Origin of the sequence: Mesorhizobium montanum, from assembly GCF_033977145.1 — a bacterium.
In the GTDB taxonomy this organism is placed as follows: domain Bacteria; phylum Pseudomonadota; class Alphaproteobacteria; order Rhizobiales; family Rhizobiaceae; genus Mesorhizobium; species Mesorhizobium montanum.
Genome location: NZ_JAVIJF010000020.1, coordinates 39688 through 61205, shown reverse-complemented (window position 1 = coordinate 61205; position 21518 = coordinate 39688). Strand labels below are relative to the sequence as shown.

The window sequence follows — 21518 nt, the reverse complement described above, 5'->3', positions numbered from 1 at the left end:
CGAATCCAGCATTGGGCCGATTGGCTGCCGTCGCGGTTAAGTCATGTCGTTGACACTGTGCTGAAGCAGCTGCGCCTCATCCCCAAGTAACATGCGTATCTCGGGTGAGGTCAAGCCGATGAAGCAAGAAGCGCATTGCGCGGTTACGCTTCCAAGAGCGACGCGATCTTTGCGGTGGTGTTCTCGACTGTTCCGTCGTTGTTGACTATATACGTGGGATAACGCCTGTTTTCCGACTGTACAAGGTTTCGATATTGTTCGCGAACCGCCCCAATGAAACTGGTCTGTTCAACCCGCAGAACCGACGTGTCCCTGTCAAGAACCACAACGAGGGTGGGCACTTGACCGCCCCATGCGATTAGCTCCGTTGAGATCAGACTCTCCAACAAGCGTTTCGATACCCCCGCCGCGGTCCCATATGCGACCGTCGACCACCAGTAGCGATCGAGGATCACATTGATGCCGGATCCAAGCTTGGGGAGGATGATGCTCTCGATCGCGTCCAGGTGAGCCGCTACGTGTAAAGCTTGAAGTGCTGTGGGCGAAACCCCTTGGACGTCGAACTCACGAGGCGTGTGGTGAAGTCGATGTACATGAAGCCCAAGAGAGCCTGGAGAGCGTCCAGGAAACGAATGCACTTCGCTGCGAGTCCCCCGCTCGTTGAGCCAGTGGGCAAGTGCCTGCGAGATGGTGGTCTTGCCGACCTCATTGGGTCCTTCGAGCACAACCAACCGGCCGGTCCGAGGTTGCGGCAATCTGCGTTGCGTTTGATGTTCGGACTCACCCATTGGTGACTAATCCGGTGTTGGCAGGCCCTACTTGATCCGCATCAGCCAAGGCGACTGGGATGGCTGTAAGCAGATCTTCGCAGAGCTGCCTGATGCCAAGCGACCAATTGTCGAAAGCACTGCGGTCTTTCGATGAGACCTCGTAATTTCTATTCTCCCGTGCCAGCCTCCTAAGCATATCGGCCAATTCCCGAATGTCGTCTGCCGCACCTGAATGGGCTTCTATATATGAAGCCAAAACTTCCAGAGCATTGACGGCAACGGGACAACCATCGGGGTTGAACGCAGACGGATCCGCAGATCGGCGCTGCGACTTGAGGTAGTCACGCCATTCCTCGATAACGTTGCCGGCGCCCCAGGTGTCGCTGACGCCACACAGCAGGCAAGCGAGGACCATGAGTTTCTCAGGGGCCTGGTCGAGCCATCTATCGACGACCGGAACCGCAACTTGGCCGGGTGAGCGGGCCGCCACGGCCCGGGCGTCAGCCGCGATCGTCGTGATGCGGCCTGGATGACAGCTGACCTGGTTAGCGACTTCGACCTGGAGGCGTCGTAACTCCGCGACGTTTATTGGCCACCAGTGCTTAAATTCCTGTGCCCGGTAATACGCCGTGCAGTCAAGGTAGTTTCCGTCCTGCTTTCCAGGGCGTCGGCGAAACTGGACGAGACAGAAGGACGCGAAATCTTCGCCCTCTCCAGTCGGGCCAAAATCGCGTAGGGGATCAATCAAAACTGCGACAGCCCGTGAGGTCCCGCTATACGACTTAAGAAGCGACACGATGCGTTTGATTTGATCGAAACGGCCGGCGAAGCGCCTCAGTCGTGTACCGTGGATGTACGGGATGCGAGATTCAAGGGTTGATCTGGAAAGTTGCCACCACGAGGCGAGGTCGTCCACCCATGCCGCAGTGGTTTGCACCTTCTCGTCGTTCGGTGTCTCGTCAGGATTTGGGTAGGCGGTGGGAAACGGAAGACTTTTTGGTTTCCCGTCCCTGTCTAATTCAGGCTGAGGCAGATCGAGATGGACGATGAGCATGCCCATGTGAGCTTCCTCATTCGCAGCTCGAACCGCACGAGCATAAACATCATCAATGTCCTTACCGTGAATGACAACGGGACCGCCGGGGATCTGCTCATTTGTACGCCATAGGCGAGCTGTGTAGAGTGAGGACTTCGCCAAATCGAAGCCTCGCCGGCCCAAAGGGATGCGCTCGACCTCAACTCGTGGGGCTCCGGGAAGGCCCGCTACTCCGATCAGGCTCATTGAACTGTGATCATAAGCCCCATCGAAGGTTCCGCCGGACAAAACCAGCAGACGGCGGGGATCGGTCTGTTGTCTTGCACCATGATCGTAGACGGAGTCGTAGGCAATGGCATCTACGTGCTTATGCCCATGGATGACAATGTCGATCTCGCTCTGCCGGAGATAGGTTCGCAGCGCACTGAGATTGGTGATATCCGCGAAGGGCCTTATCTCCTCGCGCAGGGTGGGAGCCATCAGATGGTGATGCAGAAGGACGATTCGCAAAGGCGGCCTCTGCGTCCCTGATCCGGCTCGAATGATAGGCTTCAGGGCCGCTAGCTGGTCTTCGGAGACGCGAGCAATATCGTAGAGCAACTGCTTTTCAATAGGTTTGCGAATGTCGTTAGTTACCAGCTCCCTGAGAGAGGGCGCACTCGCAGCATCCAGGTTATCAAGTTTGCTGACCAACTGAGCGAAGGCGGTTTCGACCTTTTCCGGGAGCCTGACTTGCGTGTGCGACCAATTGCAACTGTTGATGGGATAGACTGCCCAGGTCCCGTCGGGGGCAAGCAAGCTGTGATCTGTGTAAGCCTCTCTTGCAATCGGAGAGGCGTCGATCCCATCGAGCCAAGGAGTGACAGCTGGCGGCTTCGTATCACGCCAGGCACACTTGAATTCTGCGTACCGCAGCTCACCGCTGGGGTCGCTCCCTTGCGGTACGTCGTGATTGCCTGGAGTGGCCACGAAACGACAATGCGGCTGCATCACCCCGGAAAGGGTGCCGGCCAGCACTCTGCGCAACTCGGCGTGGCCATTCGGAGCCGCCTTGTCCTGCGCATCGCCGGTGAAGAGAATGCCGTCCAAAAGACGCTTCTCCTCTTTCAGGCGCTCAGCCAGCAGCTCCGCGGTCACGCCCAACGCTTCGATTTTCGTTGTGACCGCTATTCCGTCGATCCGAACCTTATGATCTGCCTGATTGCTCGAGTAGCCGTCGGCGAGATGAGTGTCAGTCACGTGTAGGAATGTTGCAGTTGTCGCCATGCGCCGTCCAGCCCCCCCTGTCGATATAACGAATGTCTGCCAGACTATTCCGCCGCAATCAAAATCGGCGAGAACGACAAAGATGATAGCGCAAGAAAGGTGTGGAAACCGTAATATGGGACGAGGCCGCCAGCGCCTCCGCTCGCAGGTGGTCAGCACGGACCTTGCACGATGTTGGATCGAGGTCTCTAATGGCTGTTCTAGGCTCACCGATTCTGTGCGACGCTGGCAATGCCATGGAGCGGCTGGCAATGCCATGGAGCGGAAGCGTCGAAAAAGACGTGAGAAGATGATCGACAATCACCAGGAACACTTGCCCTCTCTCGAAGCGCTCCCGTTCTTCGGCGGGCACTCTGCCGATGCGGCATGGGTTCGAGCTGCAAAGGCCGTTGTGGATGGGCGCCACGAGCCTCAGATCGGCCGTGGCGGCCAAACGGCAGAAATCCTGCATGCGACGCTTCGGATCACTGATCCTCGGCAACGTTGGGTAACGTCCCGGCGTCCTGCGATGAATCCAGCGTTCGCGATCGCCGAGACGTTTTGGATCCTTGGCGGCAGGGATGACGCGCATTTCGTGAATTTCTGGAATCCAGCGCTGCCTCGCTTCGCCGGGCGGAGTGCAACTTACGCCGGTGCTTACGGTCGAAGGCTCCGTCAGGCTTTCGGGTTCGACCAGATCGAGAGAGCCCTGGACGCCTTGTCGGCATCACCTTCCTCGCGACAGGTCGTCCTGCAGATTTGGGATCCGCGCTCTGATTTCCCAACAGCTAACGGAAACCCAGTGTCTGCTGACGTACCGTGCAACGTGTGCTCCATCTTAAAGGTTCGAAACAGCCGTCTCGAATGGATGCAGATCATGCGAAGTAACGATATTTTTCGGGGCACTCCTTACAATCTCGTCCAATTTACCTTTGTCCAAGAATACATGGCTGGATGCCTTGGATTGGAGGTTGGTGAGTTTGTCCTGGTCGCTGACAGCCTTCACGCCTATCAAGACGACATTGGCAAGTTCTCAATAGTCCCGTCCTCGCTTCCACCTAGCGAATGCCGCATCGCACTGACCAAGGATCTTGCAGCGATTACCCTCGGAAGATGCGTCGACCTTCTGGACAAACTGGCCGATACGCGCCTTACGAAGGACTGCTTCCACGAAATCGTTCGCGCAAGCAATATCCCAGCAGGGCATGCCGACCTCCTCCGGATTGCGGCTGCCGATAGCGCTCGGCGGAGAGGATGGCTTGAGCTTGCAGACCGAGCAGTGGACGCTTGCACAGACAGTTTCCTTCGGGAGGCTTGGTCCTTGTGGGCTAGCGACCGGTCAACGGCGCAACGGGGCGGCCGCCTCGGTGCCACCGACGCGTTGGAACCTCGTTTGTCGGCCGCGGTTACCGGCTAAGTGTGGCCTTGGGAGCCCCCAGCTAGCTGACGCCACGTACCATATGACAAGAGCCGTGAGCCTTCTGAATGCTCTGAGCTAACCCGTATCAACCCGGTTTTAAGCTATTCTCGCGAAGGGCTGGCGCCGCAAAACGGGTCTGGCGCAGTGTAAGGCTTATAGCCAAGCATTTGCGAAAACACCGCGGCTCATCGTACTGAGCGGCGTCGTCAGTTGACAACGAAGCGGCGACAGCGAACCAGATTTCTGTTGACTTTCCGCACACAGAATATGTATTATGTTAGATATTCTAACATGGAGCGCAGCGATGAATGCGAGCAGGGAGGAACTGAAGGAGCTCTTTGCGAGCAAGGTCTCAACGCTTGTTGCCGGGCTGGAAACTTGGTTCGAACAAGAAGTGGAGGCGATCGATGGTTCTGTCGAAACCAGCGCGCCGGCCGGTAGCGGAGGATCGATCATTGGCATGCGCCCGGCCATCGATTCCAAACGCGTCCTAGACGCAAGGGCTGTCACCAAGAAGGTACTCGAAATGGATCTGCCACCCGAGATCATCAAGCCAGGCGGTTACGATAGCTGCGCGGATATGATCGCTGACATCGTACCCAAGCTCGAGAAGGTCTTTGTCGGCGACATCAAGGTGAAGAAGCGTAAAAGCGAAAGGGAGATGGAACCCGCGTGAGGACAGCTGGATGAGCGAGGACACGGACAGGTGGCGCAACATCGGTGATCGCCTCCGCCAAGCGCGTGAGTATCTGGAGCTGAAACAAGAGGAGGCTGCGCTAGCGGTCGGGTTGTCGCGTTCGGCGCTTTCGCTGGCTGAGAATGGCCGCCGGAAGATCGATGCGGTCGAACTCGCGCGTTTCGCCGAAGTCTACGGACAGTCGATAGAAGCCCTAACCGGCGTCGCACAAACCAAGCCGCTGCCTGAAAGCGTCCAAGCACTCGCTCGGGCGGCAACCGAGCTTTCCCCCGAGGATCGGGCTGAGCTGCTGCGTTTCGCAGAATTTCTGCAACATCGCAGGCCGCGGAGCGGACCTCGTGGCTAGATCACCCGCAGCCTCTGCGCGGCTCGAAGCCGCAGCTGCTGCCAAGCAGGTGCACAGCGACCTCGACTTACCGCGCCGAGTTACTGAAGGTGCCGGCCTGATCGACGTATTCGAGGCAATCGGCGAACTAGGCATTCCGCTCGTATTCAAACCGTTGACGTCTGCGCTGGGTTTATGCCTTCCGTCTCCCCTTCGTGGGATCATGGTAACCACTAAACGTGGCCTGCACATCCAACGCTTTACGGCGGCTCACGAACTCGGTCATGTGGTTCTGGAGCACCGCGGCAGCATAGATCGTGAGATCCTCGAGCGCGGCCCGCTTGCGCCAGCTGGCGGTCGCGATTTGCAGGAGGTCGCTGCTGACGCCTTCGCAGCCGAATTCGTCCTGCCGCGCTGGCTCTATCGCCACCATATCCGCGCTCAAGGCTGGACGGTGGCCCGTCATCTTCGCAACCCCGATATTGTCTATCAGCTCTCGCTGCGCATGGGTGCAAGTTACGAATCCACGTGCTGGGGTCTGCTCAGCCATCAGATCCTGCCTAGAGGAGAGGTCGATGAGCTGCTGAAGACGCGCATTGCCAACCTCAAGTCCCGCTTGGGAGGTAATTTCCGTCCTGGGTCGTCATGGTCCGACGTGTGGCGTCTGACCGCCAAGGACAATGGCGCCCGGCTCGTCGGCAATCCCGACGATCTGCTCCGGATAGAACTCGAAGAGTCCTCGGGCAGCGGACATCAATGGCAGGTCGACGCCCTGCGCCGCGCAGGCTACGCAATCCTTTCCGACGAGTCTGCCTTCTCGCGTGATCCACTACACTATGGTGCGCCCGCCCTGCGCACATTGATCGCACGCCCACCCGAAAATGGTACCGGCGCAGTCAGGCTGCGAGAGAGCCAGCCTTGGGCACCGGATGAGCAGAGCGACCCATCGTTCGCTCTAGGGCTGTCACTGCAAGGCCCCGAAGCCGGGGGCCTTTCCCGCGCCGACCGTCGTAGACTAGGGCTCACGTCTTGATCTTGCCAACCGTCGATCTTCGTCATCGGTTGCTCGCCGTCCGGCATCAAGGGCGGCGACCGTCCTGCTTGGCATTCGCGGCCTCGACCGCACACGAGGCCCATACAGCGGCCGGCGAACACCTATGTGTTGAATATCTGTTTTTCCACGCGGTCGCGCAAATGCCTAATCGGAATCCCAGCTTGGGTGCCACGATGACAGCCGCAGCTGCCGCACTTTGCCAGGAAGGTCAGCCGGTCGAAGCAGCATGGCCTTATACACCCGATCCGGTCACGCCGTGGCTACCGCCGGCGATCAAGTCGGAGCTGCACAAGGCGATGCTCTCGCCGGGCAACCTTGGCTTTGACGGCATCATCGCCGCCCTCGACACGGGTGCAACGGTAGTCCTTGGATTGGTCATCACGGACGCGTTCTACCGCCCCGATGCCTCGGGGACCGTGGTAGCCGATGTCAGGCCGGACATTGAACGAGGTGGCCACGCCGTCCTGGCAGTCGGCTACGGCGCCGACTCAAACGGCCTGCCCGCACTTCTGATACGCAACAGCTGGGGCGATCGCTGGGGCCTTGGTGGCCACGGCTGGCTGCCACGAGGCTACGTCGAGCGACAGTTGCATGAAACCGCTATCTTAATCTAGGAGGTCGAAGTGCAATTGATCACAGGCCAAACGTCCCCCGAGGTGTGGCTCAAGGCTGTCGAGTACATAGCCAAGCAACCGAGCGGCGAAGATTTCGACGTCTTCCTCCATGTCGAACAGCCGACCGCACTCTCGAAGGCCGACGCCGCTGTCTACAAGGCCGTTGATAGCTTCCTAACCTCTCACGGCGCCTTCGGCGTTCATACCGTTGCGGAGACCATCTTCCCGTTGGACGAATATGCTCGAAGGGGCGCGACGGGTTTGTTTGGTGACTTCCCAGAGAAGCTGCGGGCTATCCAGAAGGCGCGGACTGACGGCAACTGGGGTTCATATTCCCACCGCATCCTTCGCCAGCGAGATTTCGAGGGCAAGACGTTCAATCCCCTGGAAGACATCGTTGAAAAAATAGTCAAGCACGGCAAATATCGGGCTTCGTTCGAACTCGGCGCCGGGCGCCCATTTGAGGATGAGATTGCGATCTATGACGCCGTCACCGACCGCAAGCGGCTTTACGGCGGCCCTTGCCTAAGCCATCTCAGCATAAAGGTGCATGACGGCCGGATCCGCTTCAACGCAACCTATCGCTCGCACTACTACATCCGTCGCCTGCTGGGCAATCTCGTGGGTCTCGGTCGACTTCAGTACTTCCTGGCCCGCGAGGCAAAGCTCACGCTCGGCGGCCTGACGATCAACTCAACCTTCGCGCGACTCGATAGCGGTTCGGGCGAAGGGTCAGGCGGGCATTGGACCAAAGGCGAGGCGCTGGGCCTGATCGCGGATTGCCAAGCGATCTACCGGAACTCAGAAGCTGCTATGGCGTCGTGACTTTCTGCCCTGCGAGCAGATCATAAATCTCTTCATAGCCAACGTTCACACGATCGCGTCCGCGCGCCTTCAGCCGGGAGGTCCTTTCGGCTAAGCTTACTTCCGAATCTAAATTCAACGTCACGAGTGGCCAACCAGCGAGCCACGCTATCGTCATTCGCCGCCCCAGCCTTCCAGTGTTTCAGAGCTTATGGATCCAACACCGGTTTTTGAAACTTTTTGGCGCTTTGCAGCCGAACGCCAAGCGATCTATTTCCGGCGCCTGGCGGGTGAGCCGGCGCCTTGGACGGTTGACTCCGTCCTGCTCACCTATCGATTCACGAATGCCTATCGGGCCAGCGATCGAGTCAGCCAGTTTCTGATCCGTGACGTCCAGTATCGCGAAGACCGCCAGCAGACGCCCGACGAACTTTTCTTTCGCACGCTGTTGTTCAAGATTTTCAACAAGGTCGAGACGTGGGCTGCCTTAGAACGGGAACTTGGCCCGTTAAGCTACAGCCGCACAGACTTCAACGCCATCATCAAGGTGCTCGACCACAACATGGCCCGCGGGAAACGCCTTTATTCGGCGGCCTACATAATGCCCGCGCCCGTCTTCGGACATCGTCGGAAGCACGCGAATCACCTCGCCCTGCTCAAGGCGATGATGGATGATGGGCTGCCCGATCGTATTCGGCAGGCATCAGGCCTGAGCGGGGTATATGACCTTCTGCGCCGCTATTCTGGGATCGGGCCGTTCTTAGCGTTTCAGTATGCTATCGATCTAAACTATTCAGAGCTGCTAAACCACGACGAAGGATCATTCGTCGTGGCTGGTCCGGGCGCACTCGACGGCATTTCCAAGTGCTTCTATTCCATCGGAAGGTTGACGGCGGAGGACGTCATCCATCAGGTATGCGATCAACAGGAGAGCGCGTTCGAAAGAGCGGGCACATCGTTTCAGTCGCTTTTCGGTCGGCGGTTGCAGCCGATCGACTGCCAAAACCTCTTCTGTGAGATTTCCAAATATGCGAGGGTTGCGCACCCGGATGTTGCAGGCCTAACGGGGCGAACACGAATAAAACAAATCTATCGACCGAGCACCGAGCCCCTGCCTTCCCCCGTATTCCCTCCACGATGGAACCTGAAGGCAGATATGCCAGCGTCCGATTTGCAGCCGTCTCAGCAACTGAGACTTGGCAAAGGGCTCTTCGCATGACTGCAACAGGCACAGAATGGAATGTTTTCCATCCCAATTTGTCCTTCGAGCGCGGCATTCTTCTCAGCAGAGTCTGGTGGAAGGTCTCAACCGCGTCTGGGCTGCCGCGCCGTCGGCCCATGTATGCTACGAAGCTAGCGTGATTATCGGCGTTGGCATTGATCTTTGTCGGATCGAGCGCGTCCGACGTTCAGTCGACCAGCTCGGCGATGCCTGGCTAAGCGAGGTATTCACTACAAAGGAGCGCAGGCAATATCTAGGGGTCGCAGACATGGGTTTTGCGTTCGCTCGAGGGTTTGCTTGCAAGGAAGCTTGCGCCAAAGCCTTGGGCTGCGGCTTCTCCGGGGGCGTGCAACCGAGAGACATCTGCATTTCCGACGTCGGTAATTGTTTCCACATTTCACTTCAAGGGCCTGCTTGGACGCGGCTACGTCGTATGGCGCCCCCGAAACACGTGCCGAAGTTTCAGATCGATGTCGCGATCTTCGGCCCATATCTTTCTTGCACAGTCATAATCGAAGGAGTTGCAATCTAGCTCTTGGCTATGCCCAGTCTTAAGGGAGTGAGATAGTTCACCACGCCGCGACACTGGTGGCGACGCTGGCCAAGGCCCCCAACGATGGCTTGCTCGACAAGCAACTGACGATCCTGTCGCGCCCGAGACTGCTGATCATCGACGAATTGGGTTAGTCGTCCGTGAAGAACACGGAAGGCTTTGATTCAATTTATGATTTTCCCCTGATTTGGGGTTTGAGTTTGCCGGAAATCGTGGCCTTTGGGGGCGATTTCTGGCAAATTGTAGTGGTGCCTGTACGCGTGATTCGGCTGGGTTGACGCGAGGGAGCACGCGATGCGGCCAAAGGAACGGCGAGACAGCGGTCAGAGCGACCTGTTGCGGGCTCGGCTCGATCAGATCCTCAACATGGATCATGCGCTGGTGAAGCTTATCCGTCGACGGGAGTTCAGAAGGCATTCGGCTTGATCGCCGGTCGCATTCCCGACGCCGTACCCTTTTACCACTGGTCCGACATTGATCCCGATGGCATCTGGATCTTCCTGACAGTTGAGAGAGCATTCGGCCGCAGGCTACTCCCGCACCTCATGACCGTCGACTTGGCCGAAAAGCACGGTAGTAAACCAGATCAAACGGCAAGCAGAGTAGCCAAGGCTGAAGGATCGGTCCTCTTTGATTTGATCGCGTACCTTGCAAAGCCTGATGCAAAACACTTAGAGCAGGAAGAACTCGATCCTATTATCCCACGCCTACACCAGAGCGAGTGGCGAGCCTCGTGATGCAAACCAATTTTTGTCCTCGCCCAGTTGATCGGCATAGCTGGCGAAGGCGCTCCGCTTCTAAAACTGACCATTGCGCGGGGCGTCCGAAGACCTGAACGGGCAGATGAACTGGCGGTACTGGTTTGCTGGTGCGGTCGAGACATATCTACAAACTGTAAGGCGTTTCGCTAGCGGGGATATCAGGTCGTAATTGAAGGCTGTACGAGACTTCGGATATTTGCGTGACTGTTGACCGACAACCAACCCTTCGGGTGTCGCAAATGGTCAAACAGCAACAGTCTTCTGAGTTCGACAAACCGGAGGATACCACAAATCGCCAGCAGGGCCCGCTTCCGACTCTGCCCCACATTGCGACGAGTAGGGTAATGCGAACCATACGCCGGCCGCAGCTGAGAGAGATCGTTCCGCTGTCCGACACGACAATCTATGAGATGGAGCAACGCGGCGAATTCCCGCGCCGCTTCAATCTCAGCCCGCGCTGTGTTGTCTGGGACTTGGAAGAAGTCGAAGCTTGGATCGAAGAGCGGCGGAACGCGTCAAATGCGGGAAAAAGCGAGAGCCGGCCAGCTCCCAACGTAAGACTACGAAAGACCCGACCGGTCAAATCGGATCGAGAGTAATCGCTGCTCCTGTAGGCGGCTGAAGTGCAGGCGTATGCTTCCTGCCTGCCGTCCACGAGTCCACCATATCAGCCCACTCCTGCAGCATATGACGACGCTGCAACTCATATTCAGCCCTATTGTAGACGCCGCGCGATGAGCGGCCGTCTTCGTGGGCAAGACATTTTTCAATCCAGTCGCGATTGAAGCCGATTTCGTTCAAGAGTGTAGACCCGGTACGCCGGAGATCGTGCACCGTGAAGGGCGCAAGCGGAAGATCTTGCTTCCTTGCCCGCTCGACAATCGCTGCAGTCACGCGATTGAAGGTCGCGCGTGACATGGTTTCATCGGCATCGTAGCGAGACGGCAGCACATACCGTGAATTAGCCGCGCAAGTTTTAAGCGCTATCATGATGTCGAGCGATTGCCGTGACAGGTACACATTATGCGGCTTCTTCCGCTTCATGCGTTCTTTCGGGATATTCCAGACGGCGTTCTCGAAATCGACCTCGTCCCACGTTGCGTCGAGCAGTTCACCCTTGCGGACCATCGTGAGCAAGATAAGCTTTAGGCCAAGCCGAATGGTCGGCAGCGTTGGCACATTCTCCAACTCTTTCAGCATGATCCGGATCTCTGCGGGCGACAGTGCCCTATCTTTCGCCTCGAACGTGGCTATCGAGGCCGGCCCCACTTCGTCCGCAGGATTGCTAATCTTTTTGCCATGCAGAATGGCGTGACCATAGATCTGCTTAACGATATCCCGGATATGAATGGCTGTTGCAGGCGCGCCGCGGTCTTTCACTCTCACGCAGAGTGCCCGCAGGTCGTCAGGTGTGATCTCGGTTAGGAGCCTTTTCTGCCAAATCGGCAAAATGTCTCGATCGAAAATCGCTTTCCGCATCGAACGGGTACTCTCCGCCATCTTTGCGTCCTTGAACCAGCGTCTACTTGCATCGCCGAACGTCGCCGTGGCTGGCAGGCGATGCTTTTCGCGCTGCTTTTCCTGCGCGGGGGACTTTCCGGCCGCTACCATCTTCCGCGCTGCGAGGCAGCGGTCGCGCGCCTCCGCCAGCGTGATACCTCCTTCACCGTAGCGGCCCAGAGTCAGGGTCTCTCGCCGGCCATTCATCCGGTAGTCATACCGAAATGCAATCTGCCCCGTTGGAGAAACCATCGCGTACATACCGTCACGATCGGAAACCTTATATTTTTTCTCCTTTGGTTTCAGCTTCTTAAGTGCAATGTCGGTTAGCATGGCTCCACAAAAAATTGGGAAAAACAAATCGACTTAACGTCGATTTTACCGTCAATGATTTTACCGTCAACCTTTGGAGTTAATCCTTGTATTTCAAACGGTTGGTGGGAAAAATTAGAATGACCTAGAAATCGGCGCCATGACGGTATTGGGCGGCAAGAGGGAGGGCGGAAAAGAGCGTACCGTCAGATTTACCGTCAGATGCTTCCGCTTAGGGGCGATAGTTGGCGATAGACACTGAAAGGAAAAATTGATTTACTTCAGAGGTTTACGAAACTTTCCTAGATAGCCACCGAAAGTCAGAGAACGATGCCGCCTCATTCCCACTCGATCGTCCCAGGCGGCTTCGAGGTCACGTCGTAGACGACGCGGTTGATGCCGCGCACTTCGTTGATGATGCGAGTGGCGGCCGCACCCAGGAAGCTCATGTCGTAGTGGTAGAAGTCGGCGGTCATGCCGTCGACCGAGGTGACGGCACGCAGCGCGCAGACAAATTCGTAGGTGCGGCCGTCGCCCATGACACCGACGGTCTGCACGGGAAGAAGCACCGCGAAGGCCTGCCAGATGGCGTCGTAGAGGCCGGCCTTGCGGATCTCGTCGAGATAGATGGCGTCCGCCTCGCGCAGGATATCGAGCTTCTCGCGGGTGATGCCGCCCGGGCAGCGAATGGCAAGGCCGGGGCCCGGGAAAGGATGACGGCCGATGAAGCTCTCGGGCAGGCCGAGCTCCTTGCCAAGCGCCCTCACCTCGTCCTTGAACAACTCGCGCAGCGGCTCGACCAGCTTCATGTTCATGCGCGCGGGTAGGCCGCCGACATTGTGGTGCGACTTGATCGTCACCGACGGGCCGCCGGAGAAGGAGACGCTTTCGATGACGTCTGGATAAAGCGTGCCCTGCGCCAGGAAATCGGCGCCGCCGAGTTTCTTCGCTTCTTCCTCGAACACCTCGATGAACAGCCGGCCGATGGTCTTGCGCTTCTTTTCGGGATCGGCCTCGCCTTCCAACGCCGAGATGAACTTGTCTGAAGCATCGACCAGGATCAGGGGCAGATTGTAGTGCTGGCGGAACATCTCCACCACACCCGCCGCCTCATCCTTGCGCATCAGACCGTGGTCGACGAGGATGCAGGTCAACTGGTCGCCGATCGCTTCATGGATCAGCAGCGCCGCGACAGAGGAATCGACGCCGCCCGAGAGCGCGCAGATGACCTTGCCCTTGCCGACCTGCTTGCGGATCAATTCCACGGCGTGTTCGCGATAGGCGCGCATCGTCCAGTCGCCCTCGATGCCGGCGATGTTGTGGACGAAGTTCCGCAGCAGCCTCGCGCCATCCGGCGTGTGCACCACTTCGGGGTGGAACATGATGCCGTACATGCGGCGTTCGACATCGCCGAAGATGGCGAAGGGCGAGCTTTCCGACTTACCGAGCACCTTGAAGCCGGGCGGCAGTTCGATGACGCGGTCGCCGTGGCTCATCCACACCTGGTGGCGCTGGCCGGGCGCCCAGAGGCCTTCGAACAGCGGACTTTCCTTCTCGATCTCGACGAAGGCACGGCCGAACTCGCGATGGTTGGAGCTTTCGGCGACGCCGCCCATCTGCACACAGAGCGCCATCTGGCCATAGCAGATGCCGAGCACCGGCACGCCGGCGTCGAAGACGATCTGCGGCGCGCGCGGGCTGCCGATGTCGCTGGTCGAGGCCGGACCGCCCGATAGGATCACCGCTTTCGGATTGATGCGCTTGAAGGCCGCTTCGGCCGATTGGAACGGTACGATCTCGGAAAAGACGCCGCTCTCGCGGATGCGGCGGGCGATGAGCTGCGTGAACTGGCTGCCGAAATCGATGATCAGGACAGTGTCGGGCAGAACGGCGCTGGGATGATTGGCTGTCGTCATGGCGAGCCTTTAGAGAAAGAAACGAGTCGATGCAATGGGTTGCGCGGTCGCGCCGCTCACTTCGATCCCGGTGCTTCTCGCGATGCGTCGCCCCGCCCGGCGTCAAGTGTGCGCAAGGCGTCCATAAGCGCCGCGAACCGCTGCTCGCCGATGCGATCGATATAGCCGCACTCGATCTGAAGCTTGATGCGGTCGCCGTCGCGCAAGGCATCCAGACCCTTGCGGGTATAGCGCACAAGCTTGCCGCGCCTGTCCTGTGGATCAGGTAATCGCTTCAGCACGCCCTCCGCCTCCAGACCGTCGAGCAATTGCTGAACCGCTTGCTTGGAGGTGGCCGCGCGCTCGATCAATGCCGACTGGCGCGTGCCGTTGCGGGGGATGTGCCCGAGCAGCCCGGCGCGCGCCTCGCTGAACCAGGCGTGGCCGGCGGCCCGCATGGCGGCAGCAAATTCCGCCTGCCAGGCACGGCTCGCCTGCCATAACCGCCAGCCGACATGATCGGGCAACGCTTCGGTTTTTTCGTCAAGCTCCTTGACCATTTAATCCAGACTCCGTATAGTCAAGATACTTGACGATGTTCACGCCGTCGAGGCTCTTCAAAACGCGAACCCATGGACAGGGACAATGACGATACTGAACAGGGACACGCTGGCCATTATCATGGTTGGAACCACGCATGTCATCGACATGGGCGGCAAGAACGCCTTCATCCACTATGAAACTGACGATCGGGCGCACATGCTCCTACCGGACGGCAAACGCTTCCACGGACTTTGGACGCTGCTGGACGATGGCTACAAGGTCGAATGGAAAGACGGCCCTGCCGGCGCGTGGAAACTCGATCATACACCGGGAGCGATCGATTATATCGACGCAACAGGCGCCCCGCGCGGACGCGTCTCACGCATCGATTTCGGCGATCCGCAGCGCCTGGCCGCTTGACCCGAAGGGCGGTCAGCCCTCGAGCAGGCCGCCTCCGATCGCCTGCTCCAGCAACCCGATTGCCACGGCCAGCTTCTCGTCGATGACGTGCAGGTATTCGGTCCAGTCGTTGACGTGGCGCAGATCGGCCGCGCCGTCGGAAATGCCGCGCAGACCAATCAGCGGCACGCCGAACAATTGGCAGGCGCGCAGGCAGGCGAAGGTCTCCATGTCGACCATATCGGCGTCGATCGCGTCATAAGCGGCACCGGTGACGATCGCGCCGCCGGTCGAGAGCGTGGCGCTTCTGACGCCTGGAATAACGAGAGGCAGCGGCACCGTCACCGGCAGGTCGAGGAAAGGCGTCGCGCCCTTCTCGAAGCCGAGCGGCGAAGCGTCCATGTCGCGATAGCTCACCGATACGGCCTGGTAGATTTCAGCCTGTTCCAGCTTGCGGCTGCCGGCCGAGCCCAGCGAAACGACCAAGTCCGGAAGCGCTCCTTCGGCCTTCAACGCCGAGAGCTCGGCGCCCAGCCTGACACCGGCCTCGACCGGACCGACGCCGGTCATCAGCGGCGTGAACAGGTTTTTCAGGTGCGGGCCGTATTCAGCCTCGACCGCCATGACAAAGAGAACGGATCTTCCCGACAGACGTGACACTTCAACGGTCATGACGACTCTGACCCCTATTTGTTGCCACTGCGAAAGGAGGCAATGTGCCGTCGCCGCCTGCCAGCCCTTCGCTATGGCTGCGGGCGTTCATCGCTCGAAAAGCCCATTTGGGGGCTTTTCGTCCGCTGCGCGGACCGCTCCTCACCCCTCAATCCCGTCGCGGCCGACCACCGTCATCATCGTGCCGGTCATGGTGGCGATCAGCTTGGCCTCGCCATCGGCGGCGAAGGCGTAAGCCTGGCCGTCGGCGACGATGATGGTGCGGCCCGGCTTTGTCACCGAGCCACGGAACAGGAAGCGCTCGCCCCTGCCCGGCGCCAGAAGGTTCACCTTGAATTCGATGGTCAGCACGCTGGAATTCTGCGGCATCAGCGAAAAGGCCGCGTAGCCGCAGGCGGAGTCCAAAGCGGTGGAGATGACGCCGGCATGCAGGAAACCATGCTGCTGGGTGAGCGAGGCCGAGTATGGCATCTCGATCTCGATGATGCCGGGTGTCACCAGCGTCAGATCTGCGCCGATCGTCGCCATTGCCTCCTGCCGGGCAAAGGACGCCCTGACGCGTTCCTCGAAGTCGGGAGCGGGTACGATCTTGGCTGCTGCCATGGCACGTCGCCTCATATTTGCTGGCGAAGCTTATCGCAGAGCCATGCAAGACAGGCAATCTTTTATGTTGCAGCGCAGCAAAGCACCACTTGTCGTCAAACAACCCTGCGCAAGGCGTGGAGATAGAACCCGTCGGTGCCGCTGAGCGCCGGCGACAGCGAGATACCGCCGGTGCCGGCAATACGCGCGGCTCCTTCGTGGCCGGGGAAGCGGCTATCCCAGAGCTGGCGATGATCGACCGGCGCAAAGCCGTCATGGCGCGCGCGGAAAGCCGCGACCTGCTCGCTGTTTTCGGCGTCGAACACCGAGCAGGTGATGTAGACCAGCAAGCCGCCCGGCTTGACGAAGGCTTGAGCCGTATCGAGGATCGCCTGCTGCTCTCCCTTTCGGGCATCGAGCTGCCTTTCCGTCAATCGCCATTTGGCGTCGGGACGCCGCCGCCAGGTACCGCTGCCGGTGCAGGGCGCGTCGATCAGAACGATGTCCATATGGCCGGTGAGCGGCGCAAGCTCCGCAGGCTTGCTGACGACCTGGACGTTGCGGTTGTGCGAGCGGCGGATGCGCTCGAAGATCGGCGCCAGCCGCACCTTTTCCGCGTCATGGGCAAAGAGCTGGCCCCGATTGTCCATCTCGGCCGACAGCGCCAGCGTCTTGCCGCCGGCGCCGGCGCAGTAGTCGAGCACCTGCATGCCGGGCTCCGCCCCGGCGAGCGCCGCAGCAAGCTGCGAGCCTTCATCCTGCACTTCGAACCAGCCTTTCTGGAAGGCCGGCTCGGCCTGCACGTTCGGATGACGGCCGTCGCCGTCGATCGGCGGGATACGGATGCCGTGCGGCGCGATTGCCGCCGGCGCCGCGCCCGTTCCTTGCAGCTCGGCCAGCACCTTGGCGCGATCGGCCTGGAGCGTGTTGGCCCTTAGATCCAGCGGCGGGCGCTGCGCCAAAGCCGCCCCTTCCGCGACCCAGGCGCCGCCATAGGCCTGCTCAAGCAGCGGCGCACACCAGTCCGGGACATCCGCCCGCACGGCGTCCGGCGCCTCGCCAAGCCGGCGCTCGGCCGCCGCCTTCAGTTCGACCACGCTGAGCAGCGGCGGCGCGAATTTGTCGCCGTCGAGGGCGTCATTCAGCGACTGCGCCGTCTGCCCCCATTCGAGCAACAGCGCGCCGAAACCGATGGCGCGCGGCGTGTCCTCGCCGAACAGCCAGCCAGCCGAGCGTTTGCGGCGCAACGCGTCATAGACGATGTTGCCGATCGCGGCGCGGTCGCCGCCGCCGGCGAAGCGGTGCGACAGGCCCCAATCGCGCAAGGCATCGGCCACCGGCCGGTGACGCCGGCCGATGTCTTCCAGAACCTCTATGGCCGCCGCCAGCCTTCCGCCCAATCGCATCCCGTCTTCCGTAGCTCCTGCAAATCGGTTCCAGCCGCTCTTAAAGCCTTTCGGGCCAGGATTGAAACAGTTCTGTTCGGTTTGCCGGTGAAACGACGTTTCAAAGCCGTGCGATTCCCCGAACGGTTTTTCAAAGCAGGCGACACAGCCGGCAAATAAGACAATCGGCTAGAATATGAAAGGTCTCTAATGTCTTTGACTGACGCGTACAAGCAAGCCTGTCGACTTAACCTCTCAGCTTTCCAAGTTTTGCTGGCAGGAATAGTCTTGCGGCGGTGATTCGCGGCGCGGCGAGCGCGATCTGGCGGATCCTATGAGGAGAGGGCAATGAAGACTTATCTGGCAGAAGTTCTCGGCACGTTTTTGTTGGTGTTCATCGGCACGGCCTCCGTGGTCACGGGCGGTTTCGGCGGCGCGCTGCCGCTCGGACAGGAAGGCATCGGCCTGGCGTTCGGCATCGGCCTGATCGCCGCGGCCTATGCGATCGGCCCGGTCTCGGGCGCGCATCTCAATCCGGCGGTGACGCTCGGCGTGTTCCTGGCGGGGCGGATGCCGGCCAAGGATGTCGTTCCTTACTGGATTGCGCAGATCATCGGCGCCATCATCGCCTCGCTGGCGCTGTGGATCATCGTTTCCGGCCAGGCCGGCGGGCACAGCGGCGGCTTCGGCGCCAATGGCTGGGACGAAACGAAATGGGGCATGAGTTCGGCCTTCCTCTGGGAGCTGATCGGCACCTTCACCTTCGTCACCGTGATCCTCGGCGTTACCAACGCCAAGCACACCACCGCTTTCGCCGGCCTGGTCATCGGCCTGACGCTGGCGGGGATTCACTTCGCCATGATCCCGGTGACCGGCACCTCGGTCAATCCGGCGCGCTCGATCGGGCCGGCGCTGTTTTCGGGTGGTGCGGCGCTCAGCCAGCTCTGGCTATTCATCGTCGCGCCGCTGATCGGCGGGGCGATCGCCGGCGTCGTCGCCAAGGCGGGCGTCTTCGAAAAAGACTGATTATATGGAGAGCGAGATTATGCGGAGCGTCGTCCAGCGAGACTTGGTTTTCCCGCCGGTCTCCGCGGGTTGCGCTCCGCATAACGTCGAGGTGGAAGGCGGGCGCTCCACTCACAACGGGCGCCGTTACTCGATCATGTAACCCAACGCGCGATAGCCAGCCCGTCGTTTCGCAGCCATTCGGGCGAGAACCGGAACCGTGTGATCGACATAGTCCACGACCAGAACATCCCGTTTTCCGTCATGCTCCCGGTGCAGCCGGCCGACATACTGCGCCAGGGTTCCCTTCCAGGCGACCGGCATCGTCAGGAACAGTGTGTCGAGTCGGGAATCATCGAAGCCTTCACCGATATAGCGGCCTGTCGCGAGGATCAGCCGTTCATCGTCATCCGAGACATTCAATGCTGTGCTGGCTGTCTTGCGATCCTTCGCCGACATGCCGCCGCGTAGGACCACAAGATTTCTTACGAATGGCGAGAACCTCTTCTGAAGATAATCGAGGTGGTCTTTCCGCTCCGTCAGAACGATAGGCGAACGCTTCGACTCAAGTGATTTCAGCACATCATCGAAGATCAGATCATTCCGGGCACTGTCCTGTGCCAGCGCCGCATAGATCGCTGGCATCGACGGCCGTTCGGCCAAGGCCAGCGATGCCGGGAGTTCAAACTGCGTCGAACGATCGCGCGCGCGGTGGCGGATACCGCGTTCCGCGGCTTGAACCCGTGCGTCGACCCTATGGCGAACAGGGCCGCACTGCATGAAGATGATCGGATGGTGTCCGTCCTTTCTGGCGACGGTCGCCGACAGGCCGACGACGTAGCGCGCCTTTGACCGCCGGGCGACAAGCTCAAAGCTGGTTGCGGACAGGTGATGGCACTCATCGATGATCAAATGGCCGTAGTCAGCAACGATATCGCCAACTTCTCCCTTGCGCACCAGGCTCTGGATGAGCGCAACATCAATGGTACCCGTCGGCTTTCTTTTCCCACCGCCAATAATGCCGATCAGCTTTGGATCTATCTGCAAAAAGGTTCGTAGACGTTCCACCCACTGATTGAGCAGCTCTCGTCGGTGGACCAGAATGAGAGTGTTTCGGGCGCGGTGCGCAATCAGCGCCACTGCGACGAGCGTCTTGCCAAACGCAGTTGTCGCGGCAAGCACGCCGTTCTCATGGGCGACAAGAGCATCGAAGGCCGCCAACTGCGGCCGTCGCAACTCGCCCCGAAAGGATATGTCCGCAGGAAGTGCCGTGCCGGTTTCGCGCAGATCTTCCAGAGCGGGAGCTGCACCATGACTTTTGATGAGATCGATTGCTTCCTCAAGGCAACCCCGAGGGAGAGCGACATGCTCTGCGTACAACTCGGCACATGAGACGACCCGAGGCTTGTCGTATGTCGGTAACCGCATTGCCTGAGCGCGATAGAACTCCGGGTTCTGGAAAGCCGCTAGACGAATAAGCTGCGCAACCAGGGCCGGCGGAAGTTCTGTCCTGTCGACATAGACCTGATCAGCGACCACGATCCTAATGCTGTGCGGGATCGCGGCCTCGATAGGCCGTGACACACTGCGGCGCGATGGCGACATCTTCCACGGCTCGTCGGCGTGTTCGTCGTCCACCGGCATGCGGACGCCCAAAACCCGACCTGACAGTTCCGCCCCGTCCGCGATCCCGAAGGCCATATCAGCCGACAATCTGGGCAGGGACGACAGATACGCCCATTGGTCTTCGTAAGGTCGCAAATCCTTGTCGACAAAGACGCTGTTGCCGCTCTCCCGTGCCTTTCTCTGCAAAGGCAGTGCGATCAGATTACCAAAGCCCCCAACGGGCATCGTGTCCTGATTGGGAAAGAAGCGATCATAGGATGTGAAGCCGATCTCCGGGCGTTTTTCCATCGTCTCCGTAATGAGGGCGGAGCCCATCTGCCTAGCGGTCCTCGCCGGAACCGGCTCTGAGAAGAATATCCAGACATGGCCGCCGTTCCCCGACCTCGACCGCTCCAGGGCGGCGGCAATTCCTTTCGCATGACAGGTGCCGAGCAAGGCTCTTGCGTCATCCGACCAACTGTCCTTGTCGAAGTCGGCCGCAAGGAACCAGCATGTCTCATCTTGCAGCAATGGATACACCCCGGCGACAAAGTCACCGGAGCGGGGATCGCCGCCGCGCAGATGCTTTTCGATGATGTCCCCGGATGGCGGGATAAATGCCTGATGCGGGCATTCCCGGCATTTCACCTTCGGCTTGCCGCAAATCCCCTTTGCCCATTCGTTAGAGCATGCCGGCGAATATCCTGAACCTCCCGTCTTTCTGTTTTCCCATCGAACCGGAAAGACATCGGGACGCCCAGCAAACAGACGGCGAAACAACTCGATTTTCTCCGCCGATGACGAGTTGTTGGTGACGAGGGCATCGGCAAAGGATGTCCGCTCGGCAGCATGGCTATCGGATATCAGCTTCTGCTCAAGCGTCTCCAGTTCGCGCGCAAGCGCCAGCCGCTCCGCATCCAGAGCAGCCAGCCGCCGCCGAATCCGCGCGATTTCGTCAGAAACCTGTTCAGCCAAGTTCTCGCCTGCGTCTCCACGTTCTTCTCAATGTCGAACATAGTCCGAAACCGCCTCGGGCTTAAGACGCGCGGCACCCCGGCCGAAAGCGAAACGGACTGGGCGACGCTCCGCATCATCCCGCTCTGCGCATGATCAACGTTG

The 21518-nt window shown here is 59.6% G+C and carries 22 protein-coding genes and 1 pseudogene; 14 read left to right on the top strand and 9 right to left on the bottom strand.

From position 1 onward, the window contains the following. Positions 1–143: 143 nt before the first annotated feature. Positions 144–788 (bottom strand): dTMP kinase, encoded by a 645-nt coding sequence (locus RFM68_RS24990; protein ID WP_320235704.1) that lies wholly within the window; start codon positions 786–788, stop codon positions 144–146. Then, positions 781–3072 (bottom strand): metallophosphoesterase, encoded by a 2292-nt coding sequence (locus tag RFM68_RS24985; protein ID WP_320235703.1) that lies wholly within the window; start codon positions 3070–3072, stop codon positions 781–783. Before RFM68_RS24985 ends, RFM68_RS24990 begins: the two co-directional genes overlap by 8 nt. 289 nt (positions 3073–3361) lie before the next feature. On the opposite strand from RFM68_RS24985, the gene RFM68_RS24980 reads away from it, so the two are divergent. The 12 genes and pseudogenes from RFM68_RS24980 (at position 3362) to RFM68_RS24930 (ending at position 11100) form a co-directional block, all read left to right on the top strand. Next, positions 3362–4468 (top strand): thymidylate synthase, encoded by a 1107-nt coding sequence (locus tag RFM68_RS24980; protein WP_320235702.1) that lies wholly within the window; start codon positions 3362–3364, stop codon positions 4466–4468. Between the two features lie 307 nt (positions 4469–4775). Further along, positions 4776–5147: a hypothetical protein gene (locus tag RFM68_RS24975; RefSeq protein WP_320235701.1), complete on the top strand. Its 372-nt coding sequence runs from the start codon at positions 4776–4778 to the stop codon at positions 5145–5147. A 10-nt stretch (positions 5148–5157) separates the two neighbouring features. Then, a complete protein-coding gene (locus RFM68_RS24970) occupies positions 5158–5514 on the top strand; it encodes a helix-turn-helix transcriptional regulator (protein ID WP_320235700.1) in 357 nt (118 codons plus the stop codon). Further along, positions 5507–6526 carry an ImmA/IrrE family metallo-endopeptidase gene (locus tag RFM68_RS24965; protein ID WP_320235699.1) on the top strand — a complete coding sequence of 340 codons (1020 nt, stop codon included), beginning with the start codon at positions 5507–5509 and terminating at the stop codon, positions 6524–6526. Before RFM68_RS24970 ends, RFM68_RS24965 begins: the two co-directional genes overlap by 8 nt. Next, positions 6523–7161 carry a C1 family peptidase gene (locus tag RFM68_RS24960; protein ID WP_320235698.1) on the top strand — a complete coding sequence of 213 codons (639 nt, stop codon included), beginning with the start codon at positions 6523–6525 and terminating at the stop codon, positions 7159–7161. Before RFM68_RS24965 ends, RFM68_RS24960 begins: the two co-directional genes overlap by 4 nt. 9 nt (positions 7162–7170) lie before the next feature. Beyond that, positions 7171–7986 carry a thymidylate synthase family protein gene (locus tag RFM68_RS24955; RefSeq protein WP_320235697.1) on the top strand — a complete coding sequence of 272 codons (816 nt, stop codon included), beginning with the start codon at positions 7171–7173 and terminating at the stop codon, positions 7984–7986. A 190-nt stretch (positions 7987–8176) separates the two neighbouring features. Continuing rightward, on the top strand, positions 8177–9184 hold the full coding sequence (locus RFM68_RS24950) for a nucleotide kinase domain-containing protein (protein WP_320235696.1): 1008 nt from the start codon (positions 8177–8179) through the stop codon (positions 9182–9184). Positions 9185–9200: 16 nt separating this feature from the next. Beyond that, complete coding sequence (locus RFM68_RS33665) at positions 9201–9719, top strand: holo-ACP synthase (protein ID WP_430694924.1); 519 nt, start codon at positions 9201–9203, stop codon at positions 9717–9719. Positions 9720–9763: 44 nt separating this feature from the next. Next, a pseudogene (locus tag RFM68_RS24945) lies at positions 9764–9871 on the top strand (ATP-binding protein); the annotation flags it as partial. Between the two features lie 9 nt (positions 9872–9880). Next, positions 9881–10018 carry a hypothetical protein gene (locus RFM68_RS24940; RefSeq protein WP_320235695.1) on the top strand — a complete coding sequence of 46 codons (138 nt, stop codon included), beginning with the start codon at positions 9881–9883 and terminating at the stop codon, positions 10016–10018. Positions 10019–10162: 144 nt separating this feature from the next. After that, positions 10163–10477 (top strand): Wadjet anti-phage system protein JetD domain-containing protein, encoded by a 315-nt coding sequence (locus RFM68_RS24935; RefSeq protein WP_320235694.1) that lies wholly within the window; start codon positions 10163–10165, stop codon positions 10475–10477. A gap of 263 nt (positions 10478–10740) precedes the next feature. Continuing rightward, on the top strand, positions 10741–11100 hold the full coding sequence (locus tag RFM68_RS24930; protein ID WP_430694923.1) for a helix-turn-helix transcriptional regulator: 360 nt from the start codon (positions 10741–10743) through the stop codon (positions 11098–11100). Here RFM68_RS24930 and RFM68_RS24925 read toward each other — a convergent pair. The 3 genes from RFM68_RS24925 to RFM68_RS24915 all read right to left on the bottom strand — a co-directional run bounded on the left by RFM68_RS24925 (position 11081) and on the right by RFM68_RS24915 (position 14768). Continuing rightward, a complete protein-coding gene (locus RFM68_RS24925; RefSeq protein ID WP_320235693.1) occupies positions 11081–12334 on the bottom strand; it encodes a tyrosine-type recombinase/integrase in 1254 nt (417 codons plus the stop codon). The two genes, RFM68_RS24930 and RFM68_RS24925, sit on opposite strands and share 20 nt — an antisense overlap. Before the next feature lie 317 nt (positions 12335–12651). Beyond that, positions 12652–14229: a glutamine-hydrolyzing GMP synthase gene (gene guaA / locus RFM68_RS24920; RefSeq protein WP_320235692.1), complete on the bottom strand. Its 1578-nt coding sequence runs from the start codon at positions 14227–14229 to the stop codon at positions 12652–12654. Between the two features lie 56 nt (positions 14230–14285). After that, positions 14286–14768: a MarR family winged helix-turn-helix transcriptional regulator gene (locus RFM68_RS24915; protein WP_320235691.1), complete on the bottom strand. Its 483-nt coding sequence runs from the start codon at positions 14766–14768 to the stop codon at positions 14286–14288. An 85-nt stretch (positions 14769–14853) separates the two neighbouring features. Between RFM68_RS24915 and RFM68_RS24910 the strand changes: the two genes are divergently transcribed. Continuing rightward, the gene (locus RFM68_RS24910; protein ID WP_320235690.1) at positions 14854–15171 is read left to right on the top strand and encodes a hypothetical protein; all 318 of its coding nucleotides are present in this window, start codon (positions 14854–14856) and stop codon (positions 15169–15171) included. Between the two features lie 12 nt (positions 15172–15183). Here RFM68_RS24910 and RFM68_RS24905 read toward each other — a convergent pair whose 3' ends face one another. The 3 genes from RFM68_RS24905 to RFM68_RS24895 all read right to left on the bottom strand — a co-directional run bounded on the left by RFM68_RS24905 (position 15184) and on the right by RFM68_RS24895 (position 17810). Next, positions 15184–15822, bottom strand: a complete 639-nt coding sequence (locus RFM68_RS24905) for a 5'-methylthioadenosine/S-adenosylhomocysteine nucleosidase (RefSeq protein ID WP_320235689.1) — start codon at positions 15820–15822, stop codon at positions 15184–15186. Positions 15823–15963: 141 nt separating this feature from the next. Next, the gene (locus tag RFM68_RS24900) at positions 15964–16425 is read right to left on the bottom strand and encodes a PaaI family thioesterase (RefSeq protein ID WP_320235688.1); all 462 of its coding nucleotides are present in this window, start codon (positions 16423–16425) and stop codon (positions 15964–15966) included. Between the two features lie 95 nt (positions 16426–16520). Next, a complete protein-coding gene (locus tag RFM68_RS24895; RefSeq protein ID WP_320235687.1) occupies positions 16521–17810 on the bottom strand; it encodes an RsmB/NOP family class I SAM-dependent RNA methyltransferase in 1290 nt (429 codons plus the stop codon). A gap of 327 nt (positions 17811–18137) precedes the next feature. Here RFM68_RS24895 and RFM68_RS24890 point away from each other — a divergent pair, with 327 nt between their 5' ends. Then, complete coding sequence (locus RFM68_RS24890; protein WP_320235686.1) at positions 18138–18815, top strand: MIP family channel protein; 678 nt, start codon at positions 18138–18140, stop codon at positions 18813–18815. Positions 18816–18941: 126 nt separating this feature from the next. Here RFM68_RS24890 and RFM68_RS24885 read toward each other — a convergent pair whose 3' ends face one another. Next, a complete protein-coding gene (locus RFM68_RS24885; protein ID WP_320235685.1) occupies positions 18942–21374 on the bottom strand; it encodes a TOTE conflict system archaeo-eukaryotic primase domain-containing protein in 2433 nt (810 codons plus the stop codon). Positions 21375–21518: the final 144 nt, after the last annotated feature.